11 protein-coding genes and 1 pseudogene are annotated in these 22,779 nt (G+C 48.1%); 10 read left to right on the top strand and 2 right to left on the bottom strand.

Annotated elements, in window-relative coordinates:
- Nucleotides 1-111: 111 nt before the first annotated feature.
- The 10 genes and pseudogenes from T359_RS0109865 to T359_RS23355 all read left to right on the top strand — a co-directional run bounded on the left by T359_RS0109865 (nt 112) and on the right by T359_RS23355 (nt 20,694).
- The gene (locus T359_RS0109865) at nt 112-4,422 is read left to right on the top strand and encodes a lectin like domain-containing protein (protein ID WP_026517335.1); all 4,311 of its coding nucleotides are present in this window, start codon (nt 112-114) and stop codon (nt 4,420-4,422) included.
- 176 nt (nt 4,423-4,598) lie between these two features.
- A complete protein-coding gene (locus tag T359_RS0109860; RefSeq protein WP_155840085.1) occupies nt 4,599-8,057 on the top strand; it encodes a hypothetical protein in 3,459 nt (1,152 codons plus the stop codon).
- A gap of 113 nt (nt 8,058-8,170) precedes the next feature.
- Entirely contained in the window at nt 8,171-9,808 is a 1,638-nt protein-coding gene (locus tag T359_RS0109855) for a glycoside hydrolase family 9 protein (RefSeq protein WP_035784194.1), read from the top strand.
- 178 nt (nt 9,809-9,986) lie between these two features.
- On the top strand, nt 9,987-11,201 hold the full coding sequence (locus T359_RS19960) for an exonuclease SbcCD subunit D (protein WP_081795536.1): 1,215 nt from the start codon (nt 9,987-9,989) through the stop codon (nt 11,199-11,201).
- Nucleotides 11,188-14,439 carry an AAA family ATPase gene (locus T359_RS19955; RefSeq protein ID WP_035784192.1) on the top strand — a complete coding sequence of 1,084 codons (3,252 nt, stop codon included), beginning with the start codon at nt 11,188-11,190 and terminating at the stop codon, nt 14,437-14,439. Before T359_RS19960 ends, T359_RS19955 begins: the two co-directional genes overlap by 14 nt.
- A 101-nt stretch (nt 14,440-14,540) precedes the next feature.
- A complete protein-coding gene (locus T359_RS0109840; RefSeq protein WP_026517332.1) occupies nt 14,541-15,527 on the top strand; it encodes a diaminopimelate dehydrogenase in 987 nt (328 codons plus the stop codon).
- Between the two features lie 98 nt (nt 15,528-15,625).
- Nucleotides 15,626-16,903 (top strand): O-acetylhomoserine aminocarboxypropyltransferase/cysteine synthase family protein, encoded by a 1,278-nt coding sequence (locus tag T359_RS0109835; protein WP_026517331.1) that lies wholly within the window; start codon nt 15,626-15,628, stop codon nt 16,901-16,903.
- A 21-nt stretch (nt 16,904-16,924) separates the two neighbouring features.
- Entirely contained in the window at nt 16,925-17,998 is a 1,074-nt protein-coding gene (locus T359_RS0109830; protein WP_026517330.1) for an ABC transporter ATP-binding protein, read from the top strand.
- Nucleotides 17,991-18,803 (top strand): ABC transporter permease, encoded by an 813-nt coding sequence (locus T359_RS0109825; protein ID WP_026517329.1) that lies wholly within the window; start codon nt 17,991-17,993, stop codon nt 18,801-18,803. Before T359_RS0109830 ends, T359_RS0109825 begins: the two co-directional genes overlap by 8 nt.
- Nucleotides 18,800-20,694 (top strand): annotated as a pseudogene (locus T359_RS23355) (extracellular solute-binding protein). Before T359_RS0109825 ends, T359_RS23355 begins: the two are co-directional and overlap by 4 nt.
- A 59-nt stretch (nt 20,695-20,753) precedes the next feature.
- Here T359_RS23355 and T359_RS0109810 read toward each other — a convergent pair.
- Nucleotides 20,754-22,007: a serine hydrolase domain-containing protein gene (locus T359_RS0109810; RefSeq protein WP_026517326.1), complete on the bottom strand. Its 1,254-nt coding sequence runs from the start codon at nt 22,005-22,007 to the stop codon at nt 20,754-20,756.
- Nucleotides 22,008-22,018: 11 nt separating this feature from the next.
- A complete protein-coding gene (gene nadE / locus T359_RS0109805) occupies nt 22,019-22,762 on the bottom strand; it encodes an NAD(+) synthase (protein ID WP_026517325.1) in 744 nt (247 codons plus the stop codon).
- Nucleotides 22,763-22,779: the final 17 nt, after the last annotated feature.

The raw sequence follows: 22,779 nt of genomic DNA, 5'->3' as shown, positions 1-22,779 counted from the left end.
TATTCGTCCCATTTCAGGTGTTATTCGTCAATTAAATCTACATTTGACAATTGTAGTCAATAAGCGGAATATTGAAGGTGCAGATAAAATTTGGAGAAAGGCAGAAAAAGTATGAAAAAAAGAGTATTGGCGGCAATACTAAGTGGGGTAATTGTCGCAACAAACGCTGCAACAGCGTTTGCCACGGATGGGGAAGAACTCTTTCTTGAACAGGAAGAGGAAGAACTGATTTTTTCCGAAGACGAAACAGAGGATGTTTCTGAAGAAGCTGAACTTGCGCAGGAAGAAGTGCAGGAGGAGCCTGAGGAGGAATCAGAGGAACAGGCGCAGGAGGAAGGACCTGAAGAAGCGCAGCCCCAGACCGGAGGCACAATGCATGCCACCGGTCACAGAAGCGCTATGAAGTTTAACATCACTGACAGAGGGGGAGATGATGACGAGGCATTCTTTTCCGAAGAATTCCCTGCCAAGTACGTAACACCGCTTCTTCCTCCACTTCGCAATCAGGGCAACTACGGCACCTGCTGGGCTCATGCATCTATGGGTCTTCTTGAGATCAACATGTTAAAGTCAGGACTCATTCCGGATCCCGACTTTTCTGAGCTGCATCTGGCATATTTTTACTATCACAGCGTGGTGGATCCCCTGGGAGGCACTGACGGAGACTACTTCTCAGGCATTGACCCTTACGAGTCACTGAACTACGGCGGAGACGGTATCGTTGGCCTTGACATCATGACAAGCTGGCGCGGAGCTGCCGCAGAGGAGCTTGTGCCCTACAGCTACGCACCCTTGGTAAACAGCTACGGAATCAGGGACAATCTCGCTTATGATGATGTGGCTCATGTAAAGAACTACTATATTACAGACCTTAACAGAGATAAGTTCCTTACTTTCAAGAATCCCGCTTATCTCAATCCCTTAAAGAAGATGGTTATGGAGTACGGAGCTGCGGACATCAGCTTTGGTGCCACAGACGGTTATTCTTCCGATGTGGCTGAGGCCACCTACAATGAAGAGACCGGCGCCTATTACAATCCGGAGTCCGTTTCCGTCAACCACGAAGTTGTTGTGGTGGGCTGGGATGACAACTATTCCAAGGAGAACTTCGTTATTACACCTCCCAAGGACGGTGCTTTCCTTGTAAGAAACAGCTGGGCAGATGAGGGAGACATCGAGCACCCCGACTACTCAGGCTATTTCTGGATGTCTTATTACGAAGCATCCCTGGGAGAGCAGATCTACGGCGCAGAGGTTACCACCGCCGACGATTATGACAACAACTATCAGTACGACGGCTTCCTTTTTAATGGAATGAACTGCGTAAATAAGGGAGCCAACGTTTTCACCGCTCACGCAAAGAATGCTGAGGAGGGCGAGACCCTCAAGGCTGTATCAGTATTCATCCTGGATGAGAACACCGATTACACCGTTGAGGTATACAGAGATCTGAAAGATCCTTCCAACCCTGAGTCCGGTGTAAAGGAAGACACAGTTACAGGCAAAACAACCTTCGCAGGCCGCTACACCATTGACCTTAATAAGGACATTTTCCTTAAGCCCGGTGAGACCTTCGCTGTTGTGGTTACCACAACCTTCGACGGCGTAGCTTACGACTTATCCACCGGCGGTGAGATTGATTTTAACGAGGGAAGCTTCCTTTCAATAATGGCTGAAGAGGGCCAGAGCTTCTGCTATGAGGACGGCGCATGGAGTTCCATGACAGACAACCTCAAGATCAAGGCTTACACCGACAATGTGGTAAAAGAGGAGACAGAGCCCCAGTGCATCATACTTGAAAATGTGGATGAGATGGGAGTAAATCTTGGTATCGAAGAGAATTTCAAGATAGACTACACTGTTTATCCTATCTCCGCAGCAAAGAGCCCTGTTAAGATCACCAGCTCCGATCCTGAGATTGCTTCAGTTTCAGGTCGCATAGTAACAGGCGTTTCAGAGGGCAATGCAACCATAACTCTTGAGACAGCAAACGGCAAGACCGAAAGCTTTGATGTTTACGTTATAAATAAGCTCAGGCAGGTAGATATCGTCATTGATCAGGTTTACTTCGAAAACAAGATCAGAAAGTGCCGTTGCAGCTATGTCCTTGACCCCGAGGACTATGTTCCCGGAAACGTTACGTGGGAGAGCAGCAATGAGGCTGTGGCTACCGTTGACCAGGACGGCATTGTAACCTTTACAGGTCTTGGTCAAACCAATATCTCTGTTACGGTTGACGGAGTAAAGGGCAGTACAGTTATGTACGGCGAGATAAATGATGATCAGGTATATTTTGAGGTTGCCGCTAACAACAGTGTTTATATCAAGTGGGAACCCCAGCCCGGCGCCATAGCTTACGACCTTTACAGAGACAAGGTAGGTTTTGACGCTGTCTCTGCTGACGAGGGCAGAAATGAGGTTGTTGACAGTACCTTTACTTACGAACCTGTGGATGAGGTTACCTACGTGGAATATACACTCCTTGTAGAAACCGATGATTCATACATATTTTATTCTCAGGATCTTAAAATAGTTCCTCCGGGATATGAGCCTGATGAGGAGCCTCTTGATGACTGGGGCGATATCAACGACGGCTATATAATGGAACTGTTTGAGGATGATCCTGCCAATATTCCCATGGGCGTATGGTATTTTGTAGATTACAATGTTTATACAGAGTCTGCCGCTCTTGAGAGTGGCGCATATATTTATACTGGTGAGCCCGTCACTATTAATGGGATACCTATGGTTTATTGCAAAAACAAGCTTCTTATAGAGGGCAGAGACTACAGCCTCACCTATAAGAACAACGTAAATGCATCCCAGGGTAAGGCATCAGCTGTTATTACCGGAAAGGGTGATTATGCTTCTGCCAAGGCCGAGTTCTCTTTTTCCATTGCTAAAGCAGACCTCGAACTGGCCGAGTTCGATGACGAAGTATTCCTTACTGTTGATAAGAAAAAGAAGACAAGACTTAGCTCAATTCATCCGGCTTTATTCTTCAACGGAACTGCCCTTAAGGCCGGAAAAGACTTTGAATATATGTATTATAAGAACACCGAGGATGGGGTTGTTGCGGTAGAGAATCCTTCCAAGGAGATCCTTTCAGAAGCGGGTGCCACCTATAATATTATTGTCAGGGCCTTAGAAAACAGCAACTTCGAAGGGGAGCGTGATGCCAGGTTTATTGATGTTGCGGACTTTACAAACAGTAAAAATGCTTCCTTCTTCAAGCTGGGAGACAGCAAGGGCAATGCCCTGAAGATTCCTTATGAAGAGGTTGGAGACGAAAACTTCATGGAAGAGCTTTTGGACAACACAGGGGACAAGAATCCCAGGGGACATGTTTTCTTCAAGGGAAAAGAGCTCTTTTACGGAAAAGATTATGCGTTTATTTACTCTGATAAGAACTACAAGGAAGTAGGAACTCACAAGGTATGTCTCGAGGGATTGGGAGAGTACGCCGGAGTTAAGTACTGCACCTTTGAGGTTACCGGCTACGATATTTCCAAGGCTGTGGTAGCAGGTCTTTCCTCAGAAATCGAGTACACAGGTTACTATGTGACCATTGAGGACCTGTTCAATCCCGCTGACAAAAAACTGGATCAGGGCTGGGATAAGGTCACACTCTACAAAAACGAAAAGCAGGGCAAAACAGTCCTTGCAGAAGAGAATTTTGATGGCAACGGCGACTATTCAGTAAGTTATTTGGACGCCAAGGATGCAGGCAAGTACAGCATTGTATTTACCGGAATCAACGGCTGCTGCGGTCAGATCAGAAAGACCTTTACCATCAAGCCTTACGATATCAAAAAGGATTCAAGAAACCACTTTGGGGTACGTGCATATGCTGCAAAATACAGCAAGGCAGGGATAGTGCCAAGGGTTGATGTAACCTTCGGACAGTACGGAGAGCTCCTTCTTCAGGAAGGTGTGGATTATACCCTCAGATTCAAGAACAACAGAAGGGTAGCATCCTATCAGGATCCCAAGGCGCCCACCGTTATGGTCAAGGGTACCGGCAACTTCAAGGGAACAATAAAGGGCGATACCTTTACAATCTTCAAGGGAAATGCCAATGATCTGAATCTTGTGGTTAAGGATGTCCGCTACAAGAAGAATGGCCGCGACGGCTACTTCTATTCCAAGTACAGGATCACTGATGGAGACATTCCTGTTTCTGTCGGCTTTAACAAGGATGTAGCATATCTTGAGGGCGAGCATTGCTACTATTACTACGTAAATGACACTGTTTTGGAGGATGGAACCGAAGTAGGGGCAGGAGATCTGGTTGAGCCCACAGAAAGACCTCTTCCGGGAACAGAGATTGAGATCAATGTCTTCCTGGAGGATACTCCAAAGGGCCCTTATTACTGCGATCAGATAACAACTCTTTCAGCACGCTTCAAAATTACTGAATAATGTTCATTAACACCCCGTCGGTGCCAGGCACCACGGGGTGTTTTTATGTCCTATTATTAAATCTTTCTAAACTCTGCATTTTTATTTCATTTGCGCATACGAAATATTGTACAATTAATTCATCTTCCGCTGACCATAGACGGTGAGCGGCTGTACACAAGTATGAGGAGGGAGAAATGATGAGTAGTAAGAAGAAACATAGTATTTTCCTGCGCATGACCGCTATTTTACTGGCGTTGTTCATGCTGTCCGGAGACCCTGTCCGAGTTTTGGCAGCGGAGTTTGGCAAGGTAGATACCGACTTCGACCAGGAATTTGAGGTCTTCGACGATGACGACTATGAGTTTGACGAGGACTATGAGGGGGAAGAAGATGTTCCGGACGACTCAGAGGACGAATTCCTTGAGGAGGATTATTCCGATGAGGAGGAAGACGGAGATGAACTGACATTGGAGCAGGTTCAGTCCCTGGTGGACGGCCTTGACAGCGATGTCATTGATGGCGACGGAGAGGTAGAGCTTCCCACAGAGGATGAGACAGAGATAGCTCTTAAGGCTCTTCAGGAGAAGGGCTTTGTAGGAGTTCCTGCCTATGGCGAGACTCCCATTGCCGAGACAGAGTACACAATTAAGCGCTTTGCTGACCATGTCAGTGTAACCAATAATGCAAAGGGCAATACAGATGCGGATTATCTCTATGCTGCCCTGGTTTATGCCGATGTTAGCGCTGCCGGTAATCTCTATGTCCTTGGAACAGAGATTGCTCCCGGCAAGAGCGCTGATCTGGCCGTAGCTTATGATTCCGCAAAAAACAAGGATTTTGTCAATCAGACTTCAGACTATGTTCTGTGGCTTGGCAGATCAGATTACTATGAGGATGACGAGACCTCAGAGATCGAGTATTACCGTTTCAAGATCCTTGGTTATACTCCTGTTTATACTGAGGAAGGCGAAATTGAAACTGACGAGCACGACAATCCAAAGTATACAAAGGCTGATATGATCGAGGTTAACCTTCCTTCTACAGATCCCATCTCTGAGTATGATGGCACCTGGAAGGACGGATATACAGGAATCAAGATGAAGGCCGTTGTCCAGAAGAATCTTACATCAGTTAAGATCAGCTGGGCTCCGGATACCAAGAATAAACCTGAGCAGAAGGAATATAAGCAGTATAAGCTTTATCACCTTACACCGGATGCTTCAGAGCCCACCGGTTATAAGGCAAAAGAACTTTGGGGACCTAAGAAGGGTAAATCTGTAACCCTTAAGAAAGTTGATACCGAGAAGGATTCACTTATCTACCGTCTTGATTGTCTGGATGCTGCAGGAGCAGTAAAGGATAGTTTTGTAACCTGCGCAGCGCCCTATTTCCTTCAGATCCAGAGTGGCGATATCACCGGAGATTTCGATTTTACCATGATCAAAAGAGCGGATGTGAACCAGGTGTACATGCTGGAGATCGCATCCAAGAACAAGGAATATGATGCAGCCAAGGCTCCCGACGGATTCCAGGAGGCCTGGAACACAGCTTATCCTGTAGAAGAGGGCTTTAATGAAGAACACTGTGAGGGTGATTTCCTTATCAGTAAGACCCAGATGCCTCAGTGCGTTAAGCTGTCATACACACTGGATGAGCCCAGTTGTACTCTGGGAAATAAGTATTTCGGACGTATTCAGGTAGTTACTTTTGTAAACGGACTTAGGGTTGTTTCTGCGCCTTCCAATGTTCGTTCCTGCAAGGCCGGCCCCAACAATTGCTTTATCATGACCACCGCAGGTGTTTACTATGATGCAACCGATGCCAAGAATGGCAATGCCAAGAACCTTGAAAGAGCCAACAAGCATATTAACGATTACATTAACGGAGAGAACATAGATCCTGCTTCAGAGATATATGTTCACGACACCAACACTGAAGTCTGCGCAAAGGACGGACTTATCTATTTTGTTACCGATAAGGATATCTCCAATATCAAGTCCTTTGAGCTTCTTAAGTGCAATGCCGCCAACGGAACCTATAAGAAGGTGAAGAATTATCCTCTGGGAAGTGCCTCTCTTATGGAATGTACCCTTGAGAATGAGAATTACTCAACCATAAGAATGTTTGCAATGTTCTACAACAACTTCGTTCCGGAAAAAATGACTTACTATGCCGTAAGACCTATCGCCACCAAAAAGAATACACCCGGTGGATGGAGCAAGGGCGAACTGATCGTGCCTGAGATGAACGTGGTTCAGGGCCTTGTGACATCAGATTCCGGTCCCAACATGATCCAGCTTGCCTGGCTTGCAGATGACTGTGTAAAGCAGTACTGGCTCTACAGAGGTACTAAGTCCATCAACGGCGCTGAGAGAAAATCAGCAGGACAGACCGGTGATGAGCTCATAGCCAAGATAGGCATTAAAAAGGCAAAGAAATATCAGCTTCAGTTGTCGGATGAGGATGAGAATAATAAGAAGACAGTAAAGGTTATTTCTTATAAGGACACCAAGAACCTCAAGATAGATACAAATTATTACTACTATGTACGTCCTATTTATGATGTTGCCACAGCCAAGAAGGACAACACTATTTATATCCCGTACATTTCCGATGAGGTTAGGGGAAAAGCATCCGCTCTTTATACTCAGATCGCTAACTTCAAGGCAGCCAATGAGGCCCTTGAGCAGATCAGAGTCAGCTTCAAGCAGGTTAAGAACATCAAGTACTACAGAGTATTCAGACTTGAAGTGGACAGCAGCACCAAGAAACTTACTAATGATATGAAGCCGGATCTTACTGAGATATATGAAGAATTTTCCGATAAATACAAGACCTACGAAGAGTTTGAAGAGTATATTGCAAAGATATCAGAGGATGAATGGAAAGCCATTATAACAAAGGCAGGATATGACGGCTACAACTGGAAGTATGTAAAAACCATTACAACAAACGGTAAGAGTGAAGCCAACAAGGCCTTTATCGACAGTACAGTTGATATCGGAAGCTATTACTTCTATCTGATCCAGGGTGCATCAGACGGTAGTTCAAGTATCAACTTCGCTTATACAGGAAGAGTAAGGAATGTTCCTCTGCCTGTAACCAACGTAAGTGCTTCCTACTCAGAGCCGGGAATCAGACTTTCCTACAAGCTCAATTCCAAGGATGAGGGCCACTCACACCTTACCGTTCAGGTAAGCACCAACGGCGGTGACAGCTGGACCAATGCCGGCAAGAATGCATACCACGACACCAATGTAAGAAGAGGTGAGGAGCGTAACTACAAGATCAGAGTTAAGTACAGCCACAACGGCGTAACCTGCTACAGTAGTGAGGTTTCCTACAAGTACAGTCTTCCTACAGGTATTGAGGTAACCAAGGCCAGTGATACTGGTGAATTTAAGGACAATGTCTACACCATCAAGAAGGGTGAGACCGGTAAGCTGGCTTACAGAGCTTACTTAAGTAACGGCTCTACAGCTGCTTACAATGTCATTTCCAGAAGCAACACTCCTGATGGCAACAATGTAATTTCGATACAGAGCTCCACATCCAACAGCTTTGAGTTCAAGGCCAACGAGGTGGGAACCGTATCCTACAACCTGTACTGCGCAGGAATCACGAGACAGATCACCATCAAGGTTGTTAAATAAGTAATGAAATAAGTTATGAGACAAGAAAGTGCCGTACACGTCAGTGTGCGGTACTTTTTTGTGGTACAATAGTCCTAACTGTTGATAAAAACTATAAAGTTGGGGTGAACATTATGAACAAGATATTCATGAACCAGGTTGGTTACCTGCCGGGGAGTGTTAAGCGTGCGGTGCTGAACTTCCCTGCAGAGGATTTCAGGGTGGTGGATGAAAACGGGGACACCGCCTATGAGGGTAAGACAAGGCACTTCGGAAATGACGATATTTCCGGTGAGGATACCTACGTTGCGGACTTTACTATATTGAGCGAAGCCGGCAGCTACAGGCTTGAGGCGGGAGACGTCAAGGGGCCTGAGTTTAAGGTTGGCTACGCCTGCTTTGACAAGCTCAAAAGAGACATTTGCAAATGCTTCTATTATCTTCGCTGCGGCGATGCCCTGGCAAGACGCTACGCCGGCGAATACTATCACGAACCCTGCCATATGAGCAAGGCCACTGTTTACGGGGAGGACGTAGAGCCTGTGGATGTTACCGGCGGATGGCATGATGCCGGCGACTACGGCAGATACTCCACTGCAGGAGCTGTTGCCGTGGCACATCTTCTCTATGCAGTGAGATTTTTCCCAAATATTCTTGATCTGGAATTTGATATTCCCAAGGAAAAATGCGACAACGGTCAGCTTCCTGATCTTCTCGCAGAGGTAAAGGTGGAGCTGGATTTCCTTATGAAGATGCAGCGTGAAAACGGCTCTGTATGGCACAAGGTCACAACCTTTAACCATGCGGATTTCATCATGCCCGAGGATGACAAGAACGAGCTTTTCCTGTTCCCGGTTTCCTCACTGGCTACCGCTGATATTGCAGCTGTTTTTGCCCTGGCTTCCGGAATTTACAAGGACTACGACAAGGCCTATGCTGACAAGCTCATGGAGAGGGCTCTTCTTGCCTACGACTGGCTCAGGGAGAATCCCAAGGAGGTTCTTTTCAGAAATGCGGAGGGCTCCAACACCGGAGAATATCCCGAGGCTGAGGACTACTCCAACAGATACTGGGCTGCCTGCTCACTGTACGAGACTACTTCAGAGGGCTGCTACTATCAGGACGCCATGGAGCAGAAGGCCAAGCTGGAAGCTTTCAATAAGGTTGCCACAATGAAGCTCTATCAGGGTGATGTCATGACCTGTCTTGGATGGGGCGATGACGGCGGCCTGGGCGGCTTATCACTTATTCTTAAAAAAGAGGATAATGCCCTGACACTGGCTGCAAGAGAGAGCTTTGTGAATGAGGCAAAGAGACTTGTTGCCAATGGTGAAAAGAACGGCTTTAATCTCTGCATGGAGAGAAAGGACTTCATCTGGGGCAGCAACATGGAGCTTCTTAAATATATGATGGTTCTCACAGTAGCCAATCTTATTAACAAGGATGAGGCCTTTGAGGATGCCATCGTTGCAGGACTTGATTATCTTCTTGGCTGCAACAGTATGGATGTGAGTTATGTTACAGGCAATGGAGAGAAGGCCTTTAAGAATCCTCATCTTCGTCCCACTGCTGTTGATGATATTGAGGAGCCCTGGCCGGGACTGGTTTCAGGAGGACCGAATATTGGGCTGCAGGATGAGAAGGCACAGACGATTCCGAAAGATTCGGCGGCGATGAAGTGCTATTTGGATGATGTGGCTTGCTACTCCCTCAACGAAATTACCATCTACTGGAATTCCCCCCTTGTCTTCGTAATGGCTGGGTTGAAATGATACGGGATACCCACCGTGTATCCCTCATCTGAGAGAGAAGAGAGAGTGGCTCCGGAAGAGTGGGGAATAGTAGAGGTTCAGAGTCCCTTTGGTGGTCAGAGGGACTTAATTTTTTGTTCCTCGAAGCCCTGCGAGATATCCCGGACTTCAATAAACATAACAAGAAACGGAGAAAGGTATGAAATTGCTACATTTGGGGGATCTGCATTTGGGCAGATCTCTTGGGGAATTTGATCTGACCCGGGATCAGAGCTACATTCTTGATCAGGTCCTGGATATCATTCATAAGAAAAAGGTTGACGCAGTACTGATGGCAGGGGATATCTACGACAAGGCAATCCCCTCAGAGGCAGCCGTCAATCTGCTGGATGACTTTTTGAAAAAGTTGTCCGAGGCAGGTATCAAGACCTACCTCATCAGCGGCAACCACGACTCTGACGACAGACTGCAGTTTGGAAGCAGTCTCTTTGAGTCCGGGGGCATTTTTATCGCTTCAAGGTTTGACGGTACCATGAAGAAGTACACCGTTACTGACGATAAGGGCGAGGTGAACATCTACCTGCTTCCTTTCGTGAAGGCCTCACAGGTCAAGCATTTTTACCCTGATGCAAAAATCGAAAACTACGAGGATGCCCTCCGGGTCATCATCGATAATTCCGGCGTGGACTACAGCCAGAGGAATGTCTGCGTGGCCCATCAGTTCGTTGCGGGCAATGAGGATCCGGTGACCGCAGGCTCAGAGACCATGGCGGTTCAGAACGTGGGCCTTGTGGAGAAGGTGGGCTACGGCGTCTTCGAGGGCTTTGACTACACAGCCCTGGGCCACATCCACTCACCACAGCGCATCGGCGCCGACAATATCAGATACTCCGGCTCGCCCCTTAAGTATTCCCTGTCGGAGGTCAATAACGACAAGTCCGTTCCTGTTATCACCCTTGGAAAAAAGGGCGAAACAGAAATCGAGCTTGTTCCCCTGAAGCCTTTAAGGGATCTTCGCCACATCAAGGGCACGAGAAAGCAGCTCCTGGACCCAAAGAACATCACAGACACCCAGGACTTTATCTATGTGACCCTGACGGAGGAGTCCATAGTTAACGACGCCATGGGCATATTCCAGGCCACTTACCCCAATACCATCAAGATAGACTACGAGAACAGCCACACCAGGGATCTGGAGCAGGTGGACGTGGCGGATATAGCAAGAAACCGCAAGTTCTCCGAGCTGATAGCTGACTTCTACAGCCAGGTCTTTGGCTGCGACATCACTGAGGAGGAGCGACAGCTCATGATGGAGGTTGCTCTGGAAGCCGGGGCCATAAACGAGTCTGAGTTTTTGCAGTACCGGGAAGAAAACGGTTCGGGAGAGGAGGCAAAAGCAGATGAAACCAATTAAGCTTATAATCAGCGCCTTCGGCCCCTACGCAGGAAGGATTCCTGAGATCGATTTTCAGCAGTTTGAGGAAAAAGGCCTCTTTCTTATAGCCGGGGATACCGGTGCCGGAAAGACCACTATTTTTGATGCCATCTGTTTCGCTCTCTTTGGTGAGACCAGTGGCAGCTACCGCGGTAACAAGAACCTTCGAAGTGAGTATGCTTCTATCGATACTGAGAGCTTTGTGGATTTTTATTTTACCCATCAGGGTCATAATGTCCACGTCCTTAGAAAGCCTCAGTACGAGAGGCCTAAGTGGAAAGGCACCGGAACCAAGATTGAGAATGAGAAGGCCTACCTTTATATAGATGATGAGCCTCCAATTGAGGGGCTGAACGCTGTAAACAATGCGGTAGAAGAACTCCTTCATATAGACAAGGATCAGTTCAAGCAGATCGCCATGATAGCCCAGGGAGAGTTCTGGGAGCTTCTTAACGCCAAGACCGAGAAGAGAACCGAGATCCTTCGTACTATTTTTAACACCGATGGCTATAAGAATATTGAGAAAAAGCTCAAGGAGCGCATGAACGACAGCTATAAGAAAAAGGACAGGCTGGAACACAGCGTCATCCAATATTTTGCAGAGGTGGAGGAGCCCCTGGAAGAAATGGCTGAGGAATTGTCCGGCGAGGATGAGGAGAGCGCAAGTCCTCTTACCGATGAGCTTCGGGAGCTGAAGCGCAAGGCCTCCGAGAGTAAGAGCGCCTGGAACATCGATGAGCTCCTGGGAATCATTGAGCGGATAGTGGCCTCCGATAAGGAGACCTTAAAAGACCTGTCCACGGACCTTCATGAGCAGGAAAAAGACCTGGAGCACAAAAAGACGGAGCTGGCCAAGGCGGAGCATAATAACGCAGCCCTTAAGACCCTGGAGAAGCTTGAAGCGGAGAAAAAGGAGCTGGAGGCAGCCCGGGAGGATACAGAGAAACTAAAAGTTCTTCTTGATAAGCAGAAAAACGCCACCTATAAAGTAAAGCCCTCCTATGAGAATCTGGAGAACGCTTCCAAAGCCCATGACTCCACAGGGAAAGAAGCAGAGAGGAAAAAAACTCTTTTAACTAAAGCCAAGTCTGATCTGGAAAAAGCATCAGAAAAGTGCAGGGAAGCAGAGGAAAAACGTCCCCTGGCGGAGGCTGCCAAGTCCCTGGCTGACAAGATCTCCGGGGAAGAGGAGAGCTATGTAAAAAGGGATGAAACCAGAGCTGGCCTGGAAGAAGCCGAGAAGAGCAGAGCTTCATATGAAGATAGATTAAAAGAGATCTCTGCTGTGGAGGAAGAAAATAAGAACCTCATCGCTTCCTATAAAAAAGTCACAGAGGACCTTAGGGACAGACCTGAGAAGCTCCTGCAGCTTGGGGTATACGCCGATAAGCTAAAGGATCTGGAGAATGAAGCAAAAGAACTGTCAGATACAAAGGTTCCCCGTTGGGAGGCCCTTGAAAAGGACCTTACTGCGAAGCAGGAAGCCTTTATCACCGCGAGAAATAACCATGAGGAAGCCATGAGTCACAGGCTTTCCATGGAAAAGATATTGGAAAACTGCAGGGCAGGACTTCTGGCCAAGGACCTTAAGGACGGGGAAAAGTGCCCTGTCTGCGGCTCCACTGTGCATCCCGAGCCCGCCCTTTTGCCGGAGGAATCCGTCACAGAGGATGAGATAGAAAAGGCCAAAGAGACCGAGGAGCAGCTTCTTCAAAAGAGGACAAAGGCCATGACCTCTGCAGAGGGGGCCAGAGTAGCCCTTGACAGCTTCAAGGAGCAGCTTCGGACGGATATGCTGGATCTTTTGCAGGATCAGCTCTATGAGAATATCAGAAAAAATGAGCTGACAGATGCAGAGCTGGCTTCCATGGAGATCAGGGAGCTGTCGGCGGCAGTTAAAGAAGCCTTTTCCCTTATCTCACAGGAAATTCTTGATAATGATAAGAAGCTTCTGGAGCTTTCAAAGGAAGCAGAGACCTACAGAGGCGCCCTTTCAAAGCTTGAGAGCCTTCAGGGAAGAGAAGCTGAGGAACTTCTTAAGAAAAAGGATGAGGTATCGGCTCTTTTGCAGGAGAAAGCCACATATATTGCTGCTGCGACGGCAACCCTCAAGGGCTTTGAGAAGCTCAGCTTTGACACCTGGAAGGAGGCCTCCGTTGAGAGAGATAAGAAGCGCTCAGAGTATGAGGCAGTCATGGCTGAGATAGACATGAGCCTGAAGAGACGGAATGAGGCTGAGAAGGAGGCTGCGGCCATAGAGGCCCAGATCGCCACATTGGAGGCGGCCTATGCCAAGGAGGAGAAACAGCTGACGGGCCTTCGGAAGGATCTTACGGAGCTTCTTAATAAATACGGATTCATTGATACAGAAGATATGCTGCAGCATGCGGCCGGCGACAGGACCATCAAGTCCGAGGAGAAAAAGATCTCCGACTATGAGAAGGCCCTTTCCACCAATGAGACGAGACTCACCCAGGCCAGAAAGGATGCCGCAGGACTTACCTATATGGATATCTCCGAGGAGACCGCCAGGGTAAGGCAGCGGGAGAAGGAGGTCAAGGCTCTTCGGGATAAGAAGAGTAAGCTCTCCTACACCATAGAAAGCAATCAGGGAAGGTATAAAAACATAGAAGCCGGAAGGCAGGAGCTTCTTGAGGCCACAGGCAAGTATAGCATCTGCCAGAGACTCTACAACCTGGTAACAGGTAACACCGGAAACGGCAAGATCACTCTGGAGCAGTACATACAGGCTGCGGGCTTTGACGGCATTATAAGGGCTGCCAACAGAAGGCTCTATCCCATGAGCGACCAGCAGTACGAGCTTTTCCGCCAGGAGGACAGTCTTGGCAAAAAGGTTAACACCTTCCTGGATCTGGAGGTTCTTGATAACTACACCGGTCACAGAAGGCCTGTAGGTAACCTCTCCGGCGGCGAGAGCTTCAAGGCTTCCTTAAGCCTTGCCCTGGGCCTTTCCGACACTGTGTCCTCCAACCTCGGTGGCATCCAGATGGACGCCCTTTTCATAGATGAGGGCTTCGGAACCCTGGACAGAAAGTCCATCGACAGCGCCATGGAGATCCTGCTGGGTCTTGTGGGCAGCAACAAGCTGGTGGGAATCATCAGCCACAGGGAGGAACTGATGCAGAACATCCAGCAGCAGATCCGGGTCACAAAGACAAAGGACGGCAGCAGCATCGACATAGATACGGGAATGTGAGGCTTTTTTAGAGATACTTTGACACGCTAAAGAATTAAAATTATAATACCTAACAGAGCGCAAGTTATTTTTGTGAATTGCATTAATTAGGAGGAAGATAAATGAGTACCAGAATTGGAATATTAGGTTACGGTAACCTTGGTAAGGGCGTAGAGCTGGCTGTTAAGGAAGCTCCCGATATGGAGCTGGCAGCTGTTTTCACAAGAAGAGACCCTTCTTCACTTAAGATCCAGACAGCAGGAGTTCCTGTTGTTTCAGTTAATGACGTTGCTGATTGGAAGGACAAGATCGATGTTATGATCCTCTGCGGCGGAAGTGCCACAGATCTTCCTGTTCAGACTCCCGAGTATGCAGCAATGTTCAATGTTGTGGACAGCTTTGACACCCATGCCCGCATCCCTGAGCATTTCGCCAACGTAGACGCAGCTGCCAGGAAGGCAGGCAAGATCGCAGTTATTTCCTGCGGTTGGGATCCGGGAATGTTCTCTCTTGCAAGAGTTTATTCCAATGCTATTCTTCCTGACGGAAATGATTATACATTCTGGGGCAAGGGCGTATCCCAGGGACATTCAGACGCCATCAGAAGAGTAAAGGGCGTTAAGAATGCCAAGCAGTACACCGTTCCTGTGGAGTCAGCTCTCGAGGCTGTTCGCTCCGGCAAGAACCCTGAACTCACCACAAGGGATAAGCACACCCGTGAGTGCTTCGTAGTTCTTGAGGAAGGCGCAGATGCTGCAGCAGTAGAAAAAGAGATCAAGGAGATGCCCAACTATTTTGCTGACTATGACACAACTGTTCATTTCATCAGCGAGGAGGAGCTCCTTACAAAACACAGCGGCATGGCTCACGGCGGCTTTGTATTCAGAAGCGGCAAGACCGGTGCTGACAAAGAGCACAACCACATCATCGAGTACAGCCTGAAGCTGGATTCCAACCCTGAGTTCACCACCAGCGTTCTCGTAGCTGTTGCCAGAGCAGCATTCCGCATGGAAAAAGAGGGTATGACAGGCTGCAAGACCATCCTCGACATCCCTCCGGCATACCTTTCAGAAAAATCAGGCGAAGAGCTCAGAGCTCACCTGCTCTAAAATAGCTGGGACAGATGGGACAGCAAGAACCGTCACTACTGTACCGATCTGTCCCTTCATAAACCAACACTAACCTTCAAAGGAGATTCATAAACAAAATGGAAAACAAAAAAATCGGCACAAAATGCGTCCAGGCAGGCTATCGCCCAGGAAACGGCGAGCCTCGTCAGGTACCCATCATTCAGTCCACAACCTTCAAATATGACACCAGTGAGGACATGGGCAAACTCTTTGATCTGGAGGCTTCCGGATATTTCTACACAAGACTTCAGAACCCCACCAACGACTACGTGGCAGCCAAGCTTGCAGCTCTTGAGGGCGGCACAGCAGCTATGCTCACATCCTCAGGACAGGCAGCCAACTTTTTTGCCCTGTTCAACGTATGTGAGTGCGGAAGCCATATCGTAGCTTCTTCCTCAATCTACGGCGGAACCTTCAACCTCATCGCCGTAACCATGGCAAAGATGGGAATCGAAGTAACCTTCGTATCTCCCGATGCCTCAGAGGAAGAGCTTAACGCAGCCTTCAAGGACAACACAAGAGCTATGTTCGGTGAGACAATTGCAAACCCTGCTCTTACAGTTCTTGATATCGAGAAGTTTGCCAAGGTTGCTCACGCTCACGGTGTTCCTCTTATTGTGGACAACACCTTCCCTACACCGGTTAACTGCAGACCTATCGAGTGGGGCGCAGATATCGTAACCCATTCCACAACAAAATACATGGACGGCCACGGAGCAGCAGTAGGCGGAGCAATCATTGATTCCGGCAAGTTTGACTGGATGGCTCACGCAGACAAGTTCCCCGGACTTACACAGCCCGACGATTCCTATCACGGCATTGTTTATGCTGAGAAGTTCGGCAAAGAGGGCGCTTTCATCACCAAGTGTACAGCACAGCTCATGAGAGACTTCGGCTGCATCCAGTCACCTCAGAACGCATTTATCCTTAACCTTGGTCTTGAGTCCCTTCACGTTCGTATGCCAAAGCACGTTGAGAACGGCCTTGCTGTTGCACAGTTCCTTGAGAAGCAGCCTCAGGTTAAAAAGGTCAGCTATCCCGGCCTTGAGTCCGACAAGTATTATGAGCTTGCCAAGAAGTACCTTCCCAAGGGCGGCTGCGGCGTTGTATCCTTCGAGCTTGAGGGCGGAAGAGCAGCTGCAGAGAGTTTCATGAAAAAGCTCCGTCTCTGCGCCATCGAGACCCACGTTGCGGATGCAAGAAGCTGTTGCCTGAACCCTGCAACCTCAACCCACAGACAGCTCACCGATGAGCAGCTGGAGGCAGCAGGAATCCCCGCAGGACTTATCCGTATCTCCTGTGGACTCGAGGACAAGGAAGACCTTATCGCCGATATTCAGAATGCACTTTCATAAAAAATAATAAGGAGCAGACAAATGCAGGATAAACTCATCGATCTTCAGCACATCACCAAATCCTACGGTAGTACCACCATTCTTGATGATCTGAATCTTTACATCCGGGAGAATGAGTTTTTGACACTCCTTGGACCCTCCGGCTGTGGCAAGACCACGACACTTCGTATTATAGGCGGCTTTGAGACGCCGGATTCCGGTTCTGTTATGTTTCAGGGAAAAGATATAACCTCTTTCCCTGCCAATAAGAGGGAGCTGAATACTGTATTCCAGAAGTATGCGCTTTTCCCTCACATGACTATTGCGGAGAACATTGCATTTGGTCTGAAAATTAAGAAAAAATCCCAGGCATATATACAGGATAAGATCAAATACGCCCTGAAGCTGGTTAATATGGACGGCTTCGGGGACAGAATGCCTGATTCACTCTCAGGAGGTCAGCAGCAGAGAATTGCCATCGCAAGGGCCATTGTCAATGAGCCCAAGGTGCTTCTGCTGGATGAGCCTCTGGGAGCTCTGGATCTGAAGCTTCGTCAGGACATGCAGTATGAGCTTATCAGACTGAAAAATGAGCTGGGAATCACTTTCATCTATGTAACCCACGATCAGGAAGAAGCTCTTACCATGTCTGACACCATCGTTGTCATGAACCAGGGTTATATCCAGCAGATAGGCACCCCCACAGATATCTATAACGAGCCCCAAAACACCTTTGTGGCTGACTTCATCGGAGATTCCAACATCCTCTCCGGCATCATGATCAGAGACAAACTGGTGGAGATCCTTGGAGCCAGATTCGACTGCGTTGATACGGGCTTTGGGGAAAACTGCCCTGTGGATGTGGTCATAAGACCTGAGGACATCGATCTGGTGGAGCCTGAAAAGGGCACCATTGAGGGCATCGTCACAGATGTTATCTTCAAGGGCGTTCACTACGAGATGTGCGTAATGGCCAGAGACCATGAATTCGTGGTTCATTCCACAGACTGTTTCAGTGTGGATTCAAGAGTCGGAATCCATGTGAATCCTTTTGATATTCAGATAATGCACAAGGCAGAGTCTGATGATGAGAAAGCGGTGACTATAGATGAATAATAAAAAGGTTAGATTTCTTGCGGGTCCCTACGTTCTGTGGAGCGCAGGCTTTATCATTATTCCTTTATGTCTGATATTTTATTATGCCTTTACGGATGCTTCCGGAGCGTTTTCCATCGACAACGTGGCGGGCATTATTTCCTATGTCAATATGAAGGCCCTCATCCTTTCCATGGCCTTCTCCCTGGGTTCCACCTTGATATGCCTTTTGATCGCATATCCCCTGGCCCTGATTCTTTCCACGGTTTCAACTAAAAATTCCTCACTTTTATCACTGCTTTTCATCCTTCCCATGTGGATGAATTCTCTGCTTCGTACCTATGCCTGGCAGAACATTCTTGAAAGAAAAGGCGTTATCAACGGCATTTTGACGGCCCTTAGCCTTCCGCCTCTTTATATAATCAACAAGCCGCCGGCAATCCTTCTTGGCATGGTATATGACTTCCTGCCCTTTATGATACTGCCGGTCTACAACTCCGTTTCAAGAATCGACAAGGATCTTATCAATGCAGCCAGTGACCTTGGCGCAGGCTACAGACAGATCTTTTTGAGGGTCATCTGGCCCCTTAGCCTTCCCGGTGTTATATCGGGAATCACCATGGTATTCGTACCCAGTCTTACCACCTTCGTTATCTCGGATATCCTCGGAGGCGGCAAGATCCTTCTTATCGGAAATGTCATAGAGCAGCTCTTTACCCAGGATTCCGACTGGAACGCGGGAGCGGGGCTTTCCATGGTGCTGATGGTATTTATCCTCATCAGTATGATGATCACATCAAAGTATGACAGGGAGGATATCAGATGAAGAAAACTCTTGGAAATATATATCTGACACTGGTTCTGATATTCATGTACGCTCCCATAGCCACCCTTATGATCCTGTCCTTTAACGCCAGCAAATCCCGTTCCCATTTCGGGGGCTTTACCCTTGGCTGGTACATTGGGCTCTTGGAGAACGAGGAGGTTATGGCAGCCTTTCGGACCACTCTGGTTCTGGCCTTTTTGTCAGCGGTTATAGCCACTGTCCTTGGAACCGCCGCCTGTACAGGAATGGTCTTTATGAAAAAAAGAAGCAGAAGCATCATAATGGGTATCACCAATATTCCCATGCTGAATGCGGACATTGTTACCGGCGTCAGCCTTATGCTCCTTTTTATCGCCTGCAGAGCAACCATGGGCTTTACCACGGTTCTTCTGGCCCATATATCCTTCAATATCCCATACGTTATCCTGTCGGTTATGCCCAGGTACAGGGAGCTTAAGATGAGCACCTACGAGGCAGCTCTGGATCTCGGCGCCACACCGGTTTATGCTTTTTTCAAGGTGGTGATCCCGGATCTTATGGGGGCCATTCTTTCAGGCTTTCTCATGAGCTTTACCATGTCCCTGGATGATTTCATCATCACCCACTTTACCCAGGGCCCGGGCTTTGACACCCTTTCAACCAAGATCTATTCCGAGGTAAAAAAGGGTATTAATCCTGAGATCTACGCTCTTTCAACCATCATGTTCCTGACAATTCTGGTTCTTTTGTTCCTGGTTAATTACAGGCCGGGAAGCAAGCGCCCTGATGGTGAGATCCATGTAAGGACCAGGAAAGAAGTGGTTGTAAGTTCGGGAAAGAGAGGTACTGTATGAGAAAACGTGCACTGCTGCTGAGTATCTTTTTCCTGACTATGTCCCTTTCGGGATGCGGGGGGAATTCCTCGACGGGAATAAATAGTGACAATGTTGTCTATGTCTTTAACTGGGGCGAATATATCGATCCCGAGATCCTCACCATGTTCACTGAGGAGACAGGCATAGAGGTTGTCTATGACGAATTTGAGACCAACGAGATAATGTATCCGAAGATCAAGGCAGGGGCTGTGAATTATGACCTTGTTTGTCCTTCGGACTACATGATAAAAAAGATGATCGACAACGATCTTTTACAGGAGATCAATTACGACAATGTTCCGAATTATGTGAATATCGGAGAGGATTACTGGGCCCAGGCAGAAAGCTACGATCCCGGTAACCGCTACTCGGTGCCCTATGTATGGGGAACGGTAGGTATCCTCTACAACAAGACCATGGTTACGGAAAAGGTTGATTCCTGGGGAATACTGTGGGACCCCAAGTACAAGGATGAGATCCTGATGCAGGATTCTGTAAGGGACGCCTTCATGGTGGCGGAGAGATATCTTGGATATTCCATGAATACCACGGACGAGGATGAGCTCCAGGCGGCCAAAAAGCTTCTTCAGCAGCAAAAGCCTCTGGTTCAGGCCTATGTCATCGACCAGGTCCGTGACAAGATGATAGGAAATGAAGCTGCCATCGGAGTTATCTATTCCGGTGAAGCTATTTTTACCCAGCGTGAGAATCCGGATCTTGAATATGCTATTCCTAAAGAGGGAACTGCCCTGTGGATGGATTCCTGGGTTATTCCCAAAGGGGCAAAGCACAAGGAGAATGCAGAGAAGTTCATCAATTATCTTTGCAGACCGGATATTGCGTATCTGAACTTTGATTATATTACTTACTCGACGCCGAATATGCCGGCGAGGGATTTGATTGAGGATGAAGATATCAGAACTTCGCCCATTGCGTTTCCGGATTTATCCCAGTACGTTCTGGAAGTCCAGACCAGTCTTGGCGAGGAGGCCGACAGACATCTGAGTGATCTCTGGCGCGAGGTTAAATCCTACTGATATGATAGAGGCCAGGCTTGACTACTGTACCTACCTGGCCCTTCACAACCTTCCGGTTATCATATATTATTCATTATGATATTTCTAAGTTTTCTTGTCAGTGTTCCAGTACCGTAATCAAACATCTGGGTCAGCATGATAAATGTAGTCTTGGTGCTTGGATCATTCATGAAATATGCTCCAAGCCAGCCGTCCCAGCCGTACTCGCCCTGGTTGCCCACAAGAACCGCTTCATCCGGATTCTTCAGGACACGCATGAGGTTACCATAGGTGAAGCCCTCAAGACCGTGCCAGTTATCCAGATCCTTCTGCTGGGTGGGAGTGAGGCTTCCGCTGGTGAGATACTGAATCATCCGGGGCTTCAGTATCTCCTGACCCTTGTAGATGCCGCCGTTTAAGAGCATCTGACCAAAGCGGGCATAGTCATCAATGGTGGAGTAGAGGCCTGCGCCGCCGGATTCAAAGGCATTTTCTTTGCCGTCGCTTCTTACACCCAGACGGTTTCCGTGGAACTCTTTCAGCTCACCGTTGACATTTTTATAGATCTTGGACATACGAGAGAGCTTTTCCTCAGGAACAAAGAAGGTGGTATCCTTCATCTCCAGGGGCTTAAAGAGCCTTGTCTGAAGGAAGTCTCCGAACTTCATGCCGCTGGCTTTTTCTATTACAGCGCCCAGGATATCCGCGGAGGTTCCGTATTTGAAGTGGCTTCCGGGAAGGAACTCCAATGGAAGCTTTCCCAGCTCCTTGGCAAACTCAGCGGTACTCATCATACCCTTGGACGGGTCCGGAGTCTTTTCCAGGGAAAATCCCAGATTGTCCGCATCCAGGTAGTCATTGGCATCCTCATCGCTGTTGCAGTTTTTGAGCCTCTTAATAAGGTCGTAGAATAAATATCCTGTCTTAACCTCTGTCTCTGAGGTGTTTCCGGGATAGGTAAGTCCCGATGTCATGTTCAGAAGGTCGTGGATACGAAGCCTTTTGTCCACGGGAACAGGAGTAACGATGCCGTTATCAAGATAGGTCTGGTCCTTGAAGCTGTCGATAAAATCCCCCACAGGCTGACCCATATCGATGATTCCGTCCTGAACCAGCAGCATGGCAGCTGCGGCGGTGATGGGCTTACTCTGGGAATACAGGTGGCAGATGGTATTACGCTCCATTGCCTTGTCCGCAGCGATATCACTGTGTCCGCTTTTGGCAAAGCAGATCTCCTTACCCTCTCTGATGGCAAGAGCTGAAACGCCGGCAACCTCTTTGTTGGCAACGGCCTTGTCCATAGCTTCCTGCACCAGGGTCTGTAAATTTTTCATAAAATCTCTCCTTACTGTCTATGATACGTAGGGATGGTCTTAAGCTTGTGCAGGTTGATGTCATGAAGGTGGTCGATTCTCTTCTTAAGTTCCGCATCCTCACAGACGCCGGTTTTAATATATTTATCAAGTGTGTCATAGGTGAATCCGAGCTTGTCCTCATCAGACATTCCGGAAAGTCCGTCTGAAGGAGTCTTGTGGATAAGCTCTGAGGGAAGTCCCAGGGCATCACCGATGGCTCTCATCTCTGTTACGCAGAAATCAGCGCAGGGGCTGAAGTCTCCCGCAGCATCGCCGTATTTGGTGGAATAGCCCACATAGTCCTCGGAGGCGTTGCAGGTATTGGCAACGCGGCCTCCCATGGGAAGGGACTGGGCAATGGCATAAAGTGTTGTCATTCTGATCCTGGGAGGAGTGTTGATGATGGCGTCCTTACCAAGCTCAACCCCCGCATCAGCCAGGCACTTTTTCATGCCCGTGGTAGCCGCTTCGATATTAACAACATAGGACTTGATGCCAAGAAGCTCTGCAACCTGCCTGGAATCTGCGATATCCTTCTGTTCTCCGTCGGGCATCAGAACGCCCACAACTCGATCTTTTCCAAGGGCCTTGACCAGGAGGGCTGCAACTATGGTTGAATCCTTGCCTCCTGAAAGGCCGATAACGGCGCTGGCCTTGGGACCGTTGTTTTCAAACCAGTCCCTGATCCAGGCGATGATATTTTCTATTTCTCTTTCTGCATTAAATTCGCTCATATGGATACCTCTATATT

This window comes from Butyrivibrio sp. MC2021 (genome assembly GCF_000621605.1).
Taxonomy (GTDB): domain Bacteria; phylum Bacillota; class Clostridia; order Lachnospirales; family Lachnospiraceae; genus Butyrivibrio.
The sequence above is the reverse complement of the archived record's forward strand: the minus strand, read 5'-3'. Positions and strand labels throughout refer to the sequence as shown.